12 protein-coding genes are annotated in these 12,273 nt (G+C 61.7%); 4 read left to right on the forward strand and 8 right to left on the reverse strand.

The annotated features are described in order from the left end of the window. Positions 1-18: 18 nt before the first annotated feature. Together phnL and phnN are read left to right on the forward strand one after the other, a co-directional pair. Positions 19-702, forward strand: a complete 684-nt coding sequence (gene phnL / locus ACR0KL_RS17120) for a phosphonate C-P lyase system protein PhnL (protein ID WP_170676752.1) — start codon at positions 19-21, stop codon at positions 700-702. Continuing rightward, positions 699-1,247 carry a phosphonate metabolism protein/1,5-bisphosphokinase (PRPP-forming) PhnN gene (phnN, locus tag ACR0KL_RS17125; RefSeq protein WP_170676754.1) on the forward strand — a complete coding sequence of 183 codons (549 nt, stop codon included), beginning with the start codon at positions 699-701 and terminating at the stop codon, positions 1,245-1,247. The genes phnL and phnN overlap by 4 nt, the downstream gene beginning before the upstream one ends. On the opposite strand, the gene ACR0KL_RS17130 is transcribed toward phnN, so the two are convergent. Next, positions 1,229-1,912: a DUF1045 domain-containing protein gene (locus tag ACR0KL_RS17130; protein WP_480777309.1), complete on the reverse strand. Its 684-nt coding sequence runs from the start codon at positions 1,910-1,912 to the stop codon at positions 1,229-1,231. The two genes, phnN and ACR0KL_RS17130, sit on opposite strands and share 19 nt — an antisense overlap. 53 nt (positions 1,913-1,965) lie before the next feature. On the opposite strand from ACR0KL_RS17130, the gene ACR0KL_RS17135 reads away from it, so the two are divergent. Continuing rightward, positions 1,966-3,108, forward strand: coding sequence for an alpha-D-ribose 1-methylphosphonate 5-triphosphate diphosphatase (locus ACR0KL_RS17135; RefSeq protein ID WP_170676759.1), 1,143 nt, complete (start codon positions 1,966-1,968; stop codon positions 3,106-3,108). Here ACR0KL_RS17135 and ACR0KL_RS17140 read toward each other — a convergent pair whose 3' ends face one another. The 7 genes from ACR0KL_RS17140 to ACR0KL_RS17170 are packed head-to-tail and all read right to left on the reverse strand — an operon-like array spanning position 3,109 to position 9,603. Continuing rightward, on the reverse strand, positions 3,109-3,585 hold the full coding sequence (locus tag ACR0KL_RS17140; protein WP_170377542.1) for a class I SAM-dependent methyltransferase: 477 nt from the start codon (positions 3,583-3,585) through the stop codon (positions 3,109-3,111). After that, positions 3,582-4,352: a polysaccharide deacetylase family protein gene (locus ACR0KL_RS17145; RefSeq protein WP_170676761.1), complete on the reverse strand. Its 771-nt coding sequence runs from the start codon at positions 4,350-4,352 to the stop codon at positions 3,582-3,584. Before ACR0KL_RS17145 ends, ACR0KL_RS17140 begins: the two co-directional genes overlap by 4 nt. Beyond that, positions 4,349-5,491, reverse strand: a complete 1,143-nt coding sequence (locus ACR0KL_RS17150) for a glycosyltransferase (RefSeq protein ID WP_170676763.1) — start codon at positions 5,489-5,491, stop codon at positions 4,349-4,351. The genes ACR0KL_RS17145 and ACR0KL_RS17150 overlap by 4 nt, the downstream gene beginning before the upstream one ends. After that, positions 5,488-6,072, reverse strand: a complete 585-nt coding sequence (locus ACR0KL_RS17155) for a histidine phosphatase family protein (protein WP_480777310.1) — start codon at positions 6,070-6,072, stop codon at positions 5,488-5,490. Before ACR0KL_RS17155 ends, ACR0KL_RS17150 begins: the two co-directional genes overlap by 4 nt. Further along, positions 6,069-7,145, reverse strand: coding sequence for a glycosyltransferase family 4 protein (locus tag ACR0KL_RS17160; protein WP_170676767.1), 1,077 nt, complete (start codon positions 7,143-7,145; stop codon positions 6,069-6,071). Before ACR0KL_RS17160 ends, ACR0KL_RS17155 begins: the two co-directional genes overlap by 4 nt. Continuing rightward, positions 7,145-8,392 carry a glycosyltransferase gene (locus tag ACR0KL_RS17165; RefSeq protein WP_480777311.1) on the reverse strand — a complete coding sequence of 416 codons (1,248 nt, stop codon included), beginning with the start codon at positions 8,390-8,392 and terminating at the stop codon, positions 7,145-7,147. Before ACR0KL_RS17165 ends, ACR0KL_RS17160 begins: the two co-directional genes overlap by 1 nt. Next, positions 8,389-9,603 (reverse strand): glycosyltransferase, encoded by a 1,215-nt coding sequence (locus ACR0KL_RS17170; protein WP_170676771.1) that lies wholly within the window; start codon positions 9,601-9,603, stop codon positions 8,389-8,391. The genes ACR0KL_RS17165 and ACR0KL_RS17170 overlap by 4 nt, the downstream gene beginning before the upstream one ends. Before the next feature lie 272 nt (positions 9,604-9,875). Between ACR0KL_RS17170 and ACR0KL_RS17175 the strand changes: the two genes are divergently transcribed. Next, positions 9,876-12,233, forward strand: coding sequence for a mechanosensitive ion channel family protein (locus tag ACR0KL_RS17175; RefSeq protein WP_170677275.1), 2,358 nt, complete (start codon positions 9,876-9,878; stop codon positions 12,231-12,233). Positions 12,234-12,273 lie beyond the last annotated feature (40 nt).

Here is a 12,273-nt window from a genome sequence, read left to right on the forward strand (position 1 = left end):
TTGGGAAAAGATGAAGCAATGATTGAGCTTACAGACGTCAGCAAGAGCTTTACCCTGCACAATCAGGGCAGCGCGGTCATTCCTGTGATGGAGGGTGCCTCGCTGAAGGTCGGCCCCGGTGAATGCGTTGCACTGACCGGGGCCTCGGGCGCGGGCAAATCCACCTTGATGCGGGTGATCTATGGAAACTACCTCGCGGCCTCTGGAACAGTGCTGGTCGGCGGGTTGGACGTGGCCAACGCCCAACCGCGCGAGATTCTGGCGCTGCGGCGTGAGACGCTGGGCTATGTCAGTCAGTTCCTGCGGGTTGTCCCTCGAGTCCCGACGCTTGAGGTCGTGGCCGAGCCTCTATTGGCGTTGAGCTGTGACCGGCAAGTCGCTTTGGACAAGGCGGCGGGGTTGCTGGCGCGGTTGAACATTCCCGAACGGCTTTGGTCGCTCAGCCCGACCACGTTTTCGGGCGGTGAGCAGCAGCGCGTGAACATCGCGCGCGGTTTTGCGCATGACTACCCGGCGATGCTGTTGGACGAACCGACGGCCAGCCTGGACGCGCAGAACCGTGAAACGGTTCTGTCGCTGATCGAAGAGGCCAAGGTCCGCGGGGCCGCAATTGTTGGGATTTTCCACGACGTCGAGGCGCGCGAGCGTGTCTGCGACCGTTCGGTAGATGTCTCGGAATTCACGCCCGGACAGGCGGCATGAGCCTTGCGCCCGTCATAGCGGTTGTTGGCCCGTCAGGTGTGGGCAAGGACAGCGTCATGGCTGCACTAGAGGCCCGCGCGTCGGGGGTTCAGCGCCTGCGTCGCGTTATCACGCGGCCCGAGGGGGAAGAGGGCGAGGATTTCGACCGGGTCTCGGTCGAAGTGTTTGAGCAGATGGTGCTGGATGGTGCCTTCTCGATGCACTGGCAGGCGCATGGGCTGCATTACGGTGTGCCGGTGCAGATCGCGAAACAGCGCACGAAATGTCAGGCTCTTCTGGTCAATTTCTCTCGCGCGGTTCTGCTGCAAGCGCAGGAGGTGTTCGGAAACCTCATCGTGATTTCGCTGACCGCCGATGCGAAGGTTCTGGAACAACGCCTTGCAGCGCGGGGGCGCGAAACCACAGAAGAACAGGCCAAGCGCCTTGGACGCGCCAAAGCGCCGCTGCCCGAAGGGTTGCGCCGGGTGATCGAGATCGACAACTCGGGCGCGTTGGACGATACGGTCAGCGCGATCCTTGCGCGGCTTCAGCCGGAAAGGGCGTAGCGATGGATCAGGTGAAAACGTCCATCCTCGGCCTCGCCCATCAGGGCCAGATCCTCGATCCGGAAGGGCGCGGGCAGCTTTGGGGCCAGATGCGCGTTCAAAGCCGCTTCGACCTCCGCCAGCACAGGTTTTGCCAGTTTGCCGCTCAGCGTGATGTGGAAGCGGAAGGCCTCCAACACGTAAGGGTAGCCCCATCGCACCAAATTGACGTCCTGTTCCGGGGTCAGGTTTGCCGCGCGGCGGCGGGCCAGTTCGGCCTCGGACGCAGGCGCGCGGAACGCGTCAAGCTCTTGCACACAGGCCGCGGCGAGGGCGTTCAGGGCATGGGTTTCTCCGACCGGGCGCAAGGCCAAAAACCGGCCCAGTCGCGCGATCTCAAGCCCGTCCAGCGAGACCGGCGCGTGGCGCGCGGCCAGCGTGGCGCTGGCCTCGAAGAGCGCCTCAACCGTCTGCCCATTGCGCAGCCCGAACGGAGGTTTCATCGTCGCGTGCAACCCGTATTTGCGCGGCACCTCGGTGACGGATGCAACGTCGATACTATCCACGGCGGGATGCGCCACCGACGCCCCGGCTTCCATGTCCCAGCCCAGCCAGCTGGTTGCAAATTGCGTCCACTCTGCATCGGCAGGGGGGGCATAGTAGATCGCGTATCGCGTGAATGTCACATTGGCCTCCTATTGCGTGGCCCGTTCAATAGCTCAAACTGTGTGAAGTTCAGATGACAGAAGAAATGATCCTTGCCAATGCCACGCTCGTTCTGCCGGACGAAACCGTAACGGGGAGTGTTCGGGTCGTAGGAGAAAGCATTGCGGATATCGACGCAGGCGCCTCGGTCCCTGCAGGGGCGGTCGATTGCGAAGGCGACTATATCAGCCCGGGTCTGGTCGAGCTGCACACGGACAACCTTGAGCGTCACATCCAGCCGCGCCCGAAGGTCGACTGGCCCCACGCCGCCGCGATCCTCGCCCATGATGCCGAGCTGGCAAGCACCGGGATCACCACCGTGTTTGATGCGATGCGGATCGGATCCATCCCCTCAGGCTCGGCCCGGTACCTGAAATACGCGCGCGGGCTGTCGCAGGAGCTCTGGGACCTGCGTGAACAGGATGCGCTGAAGATCAGCCACTTCCTACATCTCAGAGCCGAGGTGTGCTCTGAAACACTGGTCGAGGAGTTGGACGAGTTCGGCCCCGAGGACCGCGTTGGTCTTGTCTCGATCATGGATCACACGCCGGGTCAGAGGCAGTTTCGCGATATCTCGAAGCTTGAGGCCTATATGAAGGGCAAATACGCCATGGACGATGATACGTTCATGCAACACGTCGCCCATCTGAAAGGGCTGCGCGATCGCAACGGCGAGAAGCATGAGGTCGAGACCGTCAAGGCCGCCAATCGCTTTGGTGCGGTTTTGGCCAGCCACGATGATACGACGGAAGAGCAGGTTCAGGTCTCCGCAGGCCACGGTATTCGTCTGGCCGAGTTCCCGACTACGGTCGAAGCTGCTCGAGCCTGCCACACGCACGAGATCAAGGTGATGATGGGGGCGCCTAACATCATCCGGGGCGGGTCGCATTCGGGCAATGTCGCCGCGCAGGAGCTGGCGGAGCTGGGCCATTTGGACATCATCTCGTCTGATTACGTGCCCTCGGCGCTGCTGCTGTCGGCTGTGCGGCTGGGACAGATGTGGGACGACATTGCCCGTGGGCTGAGGACTGTGACCCAGACCCCGGCACAGGCCGTGGGGCTAGACGACCGAGGCGTGTTGCGCACCGGCGCCCGCGCGGATCTGATCCGGTTTCGCATGCGGGCAGGTGTTCCCGCCCTGAATGCGGTCTGGTCGCGTGGGCGGCGCGTCGCCTGATCACGCCATGTAGAACAGGTAGCGGTCCGGAGCGATGGTTTCGGGCCCCTCGATCTGATCGAACCCGACCAGAGGCTGGCCCGAGATCAGCAATCCTCCGGGCTGCATCACCTGCGCGATCAAAGGGCTGAGGCGCGCCGCCTCGGCCACGTCATCCGCCTTGATCCCTCGGCCGAAATCATAATGCGCCATCGCCATCTTGTGCCCTGCGCTGGCAAGCTTTTGCAGCATCGGTTCGGCCTCACCTTGCAGGAAATCCTGTTCCGGCGGAGTGCTGTCGGGATGGCATTGCAGAACGCGATCCATCACCCAGATGCGGCGCTCGGGCAGGATTTCACGCAGATGGTCATAGGTGCGCCCATTGCCGAGCCCCATATCCAGAACATCACCTTTCTGATCAGCGATCTTCGCAGCGGCCCAGTTCAGCCCGTCGCGTTGCGCGGTCAGGCGGCGCAGCATGGAATCCAGTCGGCTCATTCGGGGTCTCCGTTTCCGTGTCTGGGGGCGGTCCAGAGGGTCGCCGGCCCGTCCAGCATGTGTTTCAGCAAAGCTTCGGTAAAGGCCCAGATGTCTTGATCATGGACCAGATGATGGGTCAATACGCCAAGCGGTTCGCTGTTGTCGGCGTGCCCTTCCCGGCGGTCACGCAGCAGCGCGGTGGTTTTCTGGATCAGCGCGTCAGGATCCACCAAGCTCCGGCTGCCGCGCCAATCGATCGGGTCGATATGGGTGTTCACCTGCTCCAGCCCCGGCGCGGCCTGCGCTGATGTCCGAGGGGTCGCGGTCGAGAGGATTTCATACCCGAGATCGGGCAGGCGCGCGCCAATCTCGGGCGCGATACGGTTCCACGGCGGGACGAACATGGGACGCAAACTATCCGGAAACAGAGACCGCAGGCGCGTCATACCGGCCTCGGCGTCCTGCAAGATCGTCTCCATGGGACGGTGCAGCCGGAATTCGGATTTCTTTTCCTCTGGCGGAGCGTGGTTTTCATGCGCCCAGCCGTGGACAACGGGTATCAGGTACGGCCGTTGCGCCATGTAAGTCGCCAGTTCGCTCGTTACGTCACGCGGGATGATCGCCAGGTGAACCGAAATCCCAAGCCGTTCGGACAAATCGGAGAGTTGGTCCAGCTGAGGGGTCGGAGCAATCGCATCGTCGTCCCGCCACCACAGCGGAAAAGACAGCCCTTGGTCGCGCCAAATGGCCAGTTCTTCGTCCAATATGTGCCAATTTGCCATCATCTGCGCGCGTCCCAGAGCCTCTGAACGATCTCAACGCTGCGCTGCGCTCCGTCGAAGCCAAAGCCCTGCGTCGAACGGGGTACGTCAGAAATCACTCGCTCCAGCGCCTCGGAAAGACGGGTCGCGTCAAGGTCCTTGCTGGGAAGAACCTCCATCGCCGAAAGTGCAGAGAGGCTTTGCCCTCGCAGGCTTTGTTCCACTTCATTGCCGTCATCAAAGGGCACCATCACCGCCGGAGTCCCCGATTGCAGCAGGTCCATCGCGGTGTTGTAGCCGCACATGCTCACCGATGCCGCCGCATGAGGGAGCATTTGCCGAAAATCCGGGCGCACGGGTTCGATGACAACAGGCGCGCCTTTGGCCAGCTGGGACAGTTCGGAAATACGCGCTTCGGCATCACGCCCGCCCACCAACAGGCGCCAGCGCCTGTTGGGCATCTTTCGGGCGGCCTCGATGGCCGCGCGAAAGATCGGCTGCCCTACCGATCCACCGCCCGCGCTGACCAGAACCTCTCCCTCCCCAACACCGTCCGGATGGGGCTGCGGCGCAACCGGCGCGACAAAGCCGGTATAGTGCAAATACCCGGCCAGCCGGTCTGAGACGGGCCAGCTGACAGTCAGCGGCGTGATACGTTCATCCGCGTGAACCAGAACACCGTGATAAAACGCGTCAATAATCTCATCGGCCCGTTCGGCCTTGGAGGGTTTGGACGGTGGTGCCAGAATATCGCGGATTGAGCTGAGGATGACGGGGCGGTGAAGCAGTGCCCGCGCGGCGGTCAGTGCAGCCTCGAATTCATCCGCCAATACGCGTCGGCCAAAGGGGAAAAGCTCGGTGATCAACACGTCCGGCTGTAACGAACGGACGGCCTCAACCAACGCCACGGTCCGCGCGTTGCGATAGGTTTCATCAGCCTCTTCGCCGTCCTCACCCAACAGCCGGGTAAAGTTGGTCCCATCCGAGCGCAGCGGCGGCAGGCCAAACAGCGTCAGGCCCGTGCTGTCGAGTTGCGGCGCAGGCATGCCACCAGACACCACCATCACTTCATGGCCTGCACCCGAAAAGGCACGTCCCAGCGTCAAGGCTCGGCTCAGGTGCCCGGTTCCCAACAGGTGGGTAACGACAAGCATCACTTTCATGTCGTGGCCTCGCGCTTGATCAGGCGGGTTGGTTCTGCTTCGGGCGTCATCGTTTCCATGTCGATGACATAGAGCCTGTTGCGCTTGATTTTAAAAGGGGCAGGGCCTTCAAAATCCCATCCCCAGGCCCGCGCCAGAATGACCCGCATGATGCCGATGTGGCACACAGCAAGCGCGTCTTGCCGGAGTTCTGCCAGCCAAGGCGCGAGACGATCTGCAACCTCAGCCGGGCTTTCGCCATTTGGCGGGCGGTAGTCCCAACCCCAGTCTTCGATATGTCGGTAGCCGCTGGACGGGTCTGCAATCAGGTCTACACCGCGCAAGCCTTCCCAATCACCCCAGTTCATCTCGATCAGCGTGTCGCTGGTCATCGGGGCGCGGCCCGAGACGATCTGCGCCGTCTCAAACGCGCGCTGCAACGGACTGGCCCAGATCTGAGCCTGCTCCCAAGAGGTGGGCAGGGCGTATCCGGACAGTTCAGCCCGCGCCTCGGGGTCGAGCGCAATATCACTGCGCCCCTGAATCTGTCCGGCGCGGTTCCACGGCGTATGACCGTGTCGCAGCAAGGCCAGTCTGGTCATGCCGAATCCTCCAACAAGGGGCGGATGGTCTGCCAGAACCGACGCGTTGCACCGGGCATCAGGTGGCGATCTGCCACGTATTTGCGGGCTTCACTCCCAAGGCGTTCCCGCTCTTCGCCGTTCTGCAACAGGGTCTGCATGCGCTGGGCCAGTCCTTGCGCCCCTTGATCGACACTGGGGTAGTCCGAAGGCGAAAGAACGTCGCGCACGCCGGGGCGGTCTTGCGCGACCACAGGCAGGCCTGTGGCCTGAGCCTCAAGATAGATCATGCCGTAGGCTTCGTTGACGCCGGGCCAGACCAGAAACCCAGAGTTCTGATAGAGGTGGCCTAGGCTCTCTTGGTCCAGTTGGCCCAGTAACGTGACCTTTTCACCGAACTGGGCCATGAGTGCTTCAACTGCGCCTCGAGCCGGTCCGTCGCCTGCGATCTGCAACTGCCAATCGCCAGTGAGATAAGTCAGAGCTTCGGCCAGCAGCTGATAGGAGGCCAGCTTGTCCCCGTGCCGCATCATGCCGACGGCCAGCATTGGACCTTCGGCAGCGGCCTGAGGTGGCAAATCCCTGATCGGCAGAAACGGTGGCAACTCGACCAGAGCCTGAGCGTCAAAGCGGTCGCGCTCCAACGTGATCAGGTCATTTGCGGTGTGATAGAAAATCACGTTGGCCGCATCGCAGGCCTCATGAGCGGATTGCGCGAACCCGACCCAAGGCCCCTTCAGGCGGCTGCTGGCCCGTGTGCTTTCTATTTGAACATAGGGGATTTGCCGCGCCGCGCAGACCTGAGGGCCAATCAGGTCCGGGGCTTTGTAGTAGTTGTGGTAGGTCACCCAAGTCGACGTGTCTTGCGGCAACGCGGCGATCAGGCGTTGCGTTTCGGCTTCGGCCGCCGCGCGCAAAGCGCGCTGTTTGGCGCTATCTCCGTGCTTGTCGTAGATCCGCAGCTCGGAGACGAGATCTACTTGGTCTCCTTCGGCGGCAATGGCGGTGATCAGGTTGCGCGCCATCTCGCGGTCGCCCGAAGGGGTCGGGCTGTGTGGGGACTTCATGGGGGCGTAAAACGCCACGCGAGTCATCAGACCGTTTCCAGGCACAAAGCGTTCAGCCGATCCGAAAGCCGCGCGATGCCGGGGTCCATCCGGAACTCGGCCAGCAAACGGTCATAGGCGGCCCGGGCCATTTTGGCGGTGGCTTCGGGATGGCTCGCCAGTGCTAGCACCGCGTCGGCCAGCGCCTTTGGGTCGTCATCCGACAGGATGCCGTGTGTGCCTGAGGAGATGAACTCAGGAATAGCGGACACCGGCGTCGACAGAATCGGCAGGAGTTGCGAGGCGGCCTCCATCAACACATTCGGCAACCCGTCCCGATCGCCATCCTCGGCAATGCGGCTGGGGAGGACGAAGAGATCGGCAGCGCGCATGGCCTCGATCACTTCAGGCTGATCGCAGGCGCCTTTCCAACTGATCCGGTCGGCAATGCCGGCTGCCGTGACGCGGTCGCGCAGTACGTCCCCCAAAGCGCCGCCGCCGATATGGGTCCAATGCCAGTCCAGCGTCTCGGGCAGCAAGGCCAAGGCATTAATCAGCCGATCGAAGCCCTTTTTCTCGACCAGGCGCCCGACCGAGATCATGTGAAACGGCCCGTCTGCTGTTCGTAGTTTCCGGTCCGGCGGGCTTGGGAAACGTGCTAGGTCCAACCCGTGGTAAATCAGGTCAACGCGTGCGGGGTCATCCGCCAGCTCCCGCAAATGGGCGGCCCCTATAGCGGTGCAGGTGGCGCCAAAGGCGGCCCCATGGGTCGCCGCTTGCAGTTTCTCGCGCTTTTCCCACTCGGGCGAAGTCCAGATATCCTTGGCGTGGGCCGAAAAGCTCCACGGTACACCGCGCATGATGGCGGCATAGCGCGCCACCGATGAGGGCGTGTGCATGAAATGGGCATAGAGCGCCTGCGTCGCTTCCGGTAGCTCAGCCGCCAAAACGCAGGCCTGTCCGAAGCGGCGAATGCGGTTGTGGGTCGGGTCGCGGCGTAGGTCTTGCCGCCACACGCGGTAGGCCTCGGCATAGCCGGGCAGGCGTTGGGCGATGGCCCGTGCGGCCCAGACGCGCTGTGGTTCCTGATAGAGGTATTCGGGCAGATAGTGCACCTGCCCCTTGAACCTGTCATGCAGGGGATGGCGCTTGGTGTCGGTCGGATGGCGCAGCGACCAGATGTCAAACTGATGCCCGGCCTCCTGCAAGGCGACCAGTTCCTGAGCGATAAACGTCTCGGACAGGCGCGGCCATCCTTTGACCAGCACCGCGAGTTTCGGGTCTTGGGATGTCATCCGGTCGCTCGTTCCTGTTCCCGGCGCAGCAGCGCATCGATGCGACCTGTTACATAGTCCAGCCCGTCCAGCAAGCCGTCGCTGATCGCCTGCGAGGGCAGGGGCTGTCGCGGCAATTCGCGGATGGCGCGGATCATCGCGTCGGTCGTCAAGCCGTCGCGGTGTTCGTCCAGCATCCGGACAAGGCCAAGGTTTTCAGCGCGCGAGGCGCGTATCCATTGTTCCAATCGAGGCGTGGTGCGGGGTACGATGACGGCGCGTTTGTCGAAGGACAGGACTTCGCAGAAGGTGTTGTAGCCCCCCATGCAGACGACGCCCGCCGCCCCGGCAAAAAGCGTTTCGATCTGGGATTCAAATCCAACGGCTGTCACGCGCCCGTTCAGCGCGGCCACGCGGGTTTCAAATTCATCGCGTGACTCGCCCGACAGGAAGGGTCCATAAACCAGCACCGCGCGGGGCGACAGGGTCGGGTCCTGTTCGTAGGCCGAGAGGACCAGGTTGACCATCGCCTTTCCATCGCCGCCGCCACCGGGCGTGATCAGGATATAGGGCTGTTCCGGGGGCTCTCCGACCGGGCCGAGATCGCGGCGCAGATAGCCGGTCCAGTGTAGGCGTGATCGGGCCGCTGCGCTGAGGGGCAGACCCTCGGTCGGGTCGTAGATCGAATGCAACCCGTAGACCCAGATCTCATGATAGAACCGCTCGGTCGCAGCGATCGCATCCTTGCGGTCCCATTCGGCGGCCAGAACCTCAGGCTCGTCCAGAACATCGCGCAGGCCCAGAACCAGCTTGGTGTCGCAGGACTGTTCGAGGAATTCCAGCGTTGGCAGCAACTCGCCGCGAAAGCCCGTGGGTTCCTTGTCGACGATCAGGACGTCGGGATCGAATTGCTGAACGGCTGTCTTGATCAGGCTCGAGCGCAGCTCGGTCACCTCATCAATGCCCATGCCAATCGTGCGGGCCGCGTAAGATCCGTCCGAGCGTTTGGTAACCCCCGGCAGGCGCACATGGTCGACGCGGCGGGGAAAGGTGAAACGCCCGGCCACAGGCGATCCAGTCAGGATCAGGGCGGATGCGCTTGGGTCGGCTTCTGTCATCGCCGCAGCCAACGCGCGCGAACGGCGCAAGTGGCCCAACCCAAAGGTATCGTGGCTGTAAAATAGCAGGCGCGGCGCGCGGTCCGGATTGTCTTGTTTTTTGCCTAGGCTCATAGGGTCGCCCGTCTTATTGGTCTGGGTACTACATCCGCGCGTATGCAAGCGTTACCGTATATCCTTATGCTGCGCTTGCCAAAGGGGAAATCGCCCGCCTGCAAATGTGCCAAACATGGCGATTTGGCAACAGGATATTGAGGATATGGGTTCAATTTGCACCAGTCGTCGCCGTTTCGTTCAAAGCGCGAAAACAGGCGGCGGGAGGATTTGAACAGGTCCAACAGGTTCTGTACGGTGTGCGCCAGTGAAGAAATTGGATGCAAGACCCTATGAAACCGAACTTTCTGGCCGCGACGCTTTTGGCATTTTGGGCTCTGTTGTTGGCGTTTCCAGCCAGTGTGGCGGCGCAGACCTCGCTGATACCGGGCTATAGTTCAGGCTCCGCGACAGAAGAGACTGCAACCAACGACAGTGATCTCGCCGACGCGATCCGCACCGCCACCGAGGCTGGTGCCAGTGTCATCGTCATCGATAGTTCGGGCAATCTGGTCTCCACCGCGGGTGAGCAGCCCGAAGCGGAATCGGCTGTGGCTGACCCCATGGCGGAGGCCTCGCAACTGATGCGGACACAGGCGCGATTCACCAAGTTCCGTGAATCGGTCCAATCACGCCTTGAGGCACTGCCCTATTCGGTGTTCGAAGTGGAGTATATCCTGCGTCAGACCAGCCCGGATGGTCGTATCCAGACTTATGTCGAGGTTCTGGGCTGGAACATCCTCTTCCTACTATTGGGGCGGTGGCTCTCAACCGAGATCTATGGCAAACGGATCGCCAAGCGCTGGGTCGTGGCGCGGATCAAGGAGAACCCGCAGGGCTATCGCGAGAAGATGCCGTTTCTCGTGTACCGCTTCGTGATGGGAATCGGCGGCACGATCTTTGCCATGTTGATGGCATTGATCGTGGGCTATCTTTTCTTTGGCGAGGCCGAAGATATCTCGATCCAGTTTACCGTGACCGCGATCTTCACGGCCTTTTTCCTGTCGCGCACGATCTCGGACCTGTGGCGAATGGTGCTGTCACCTTACCTGAGCCAGTATCGCCTGCCGCCCTTTTCCGACCGCCACGCCAAGCGGCTGTATATTTGGGCATCGGCGGTGGCGACCTATGACGTTTCGGTCGTTCTATTTTCGACCTGGGTGGCGGATTTCGGTCTGAACTACAACGTCTACGCTTTGGTCTATGGGTGCCTGACCCTGTTTGGGGCCTTCTTGAATATTCTGATGATCCTGTTCAATGCCGGGGCCATTTCAAACGCGATCCGGGGCGGGCGGGCACCGTCTCAAGTTTCGTGGATTCTGCGCTTCATCTCATTTGCTTGGGCTCCGGTGTTGATCCTGTACATTGTGTTCAGCTGGTCGAAGCTGGCCGTGGATCTGGTGCTTGAGAATGAAAACTCGGTCCCGATTGTTGCCAGCAGCTATGCGATCTTCATGTCGGTTGTCGTGGCCTATGGCGCGATGAACTACCTGCTGGAGCGCTATTTCGATCGCAACCGCAAGATCGAACAGATCAACGCCGAGGCAGAGATTGAGGCAGAGGCACCCTCGCCCGAGGCGGTACAACGCAAGCACGCCATTCTGACCTATGAGGACCTAGCCCGCCGGGTGGCTGGCATTCTGGCCTTTGTCGTGGGCAGCTACGCGCTGGTGGTGATCTGGAACCCTGACGCCAGCTGGAGCGAGGATCTGCCGATCGGGCGCGCGCTGGACGTGATGGTGATCCTGTTCATCGGTTACATCCTGTTCAATTTTTTCCGCATCTGGATCGACAGCAAAATCGCCGAGGAATCCGATGACGGCTCCGAGGCCGAGTTGGGCGATGAAGGCGGCGAAGGCGGTCAGAGCCGCTTGGCCACCTTGCTGCCCTTGTTCCGCGGGGCGATTCTGGCAGTCGTTGTCGTGACGATTGTGCTGATTGTTTTGATGGAGCTGGGCATCAACGTCAGCCCCCTGTTCGCTGGTGCTGGTGTGGTGGGTTTGGCCGTCGGGTTCGGGTCGCAAACCTTGGTGCGCGATATCTTTTCGGGCGCGTTCTTTCTGTTGGATGATGCGTTCCGCAAAGGGGAATATATCGACATTGGGGATGTGAAGGGAACGGTCGAGAAAATCTCGGTCCGCTCGTTCCAACTGCGCCACCATCTGGGGGCGCTGAACACTATCCCCTTTGGGGAGATCAAGGTTCTGACCAACTATTCGCGTGACTGGGTGATCATGAAGCTGCCTCTGCGCGTGACTTATGACACGGATGTTGAGAAGGTGCGGAAACTGATCAAGAAACTGGGTCAGGAGTTGCTGAGCGATCCGGTTATCGGAGACAACTTCATCCAGCCCCTGAAGTCTCAGGGCGTGATCGAGATGCAGGATTCGGCGATGATCATCCGGGTCAAATTCATGACCAAGCCGGGCGATCAGTGGCTGGTGCGCAAGAAGGTGTATCAGGATATCCGAGAACTGTTCGCCCGCGAAGGCATCAAGTTTGCGCATCGTGAGGTAACCGTTCGTCTGGCTGATGGCAAAGAGGCCGAAGACCTGACCCCGAAACAGCGCGAGGCGGTGACTGGCGCGGTGCAGGCCGCGATTGATGAGGATTACCTGGACGATATCGGGCCGGGCGGCGACGACCGCTAGACGGTTCTCCCGCCCCTTTGGGCCGGGCCGCGCGTGCCGC

This window comes from Ruegeria sp. C8, from assembly GCF_056537565.1.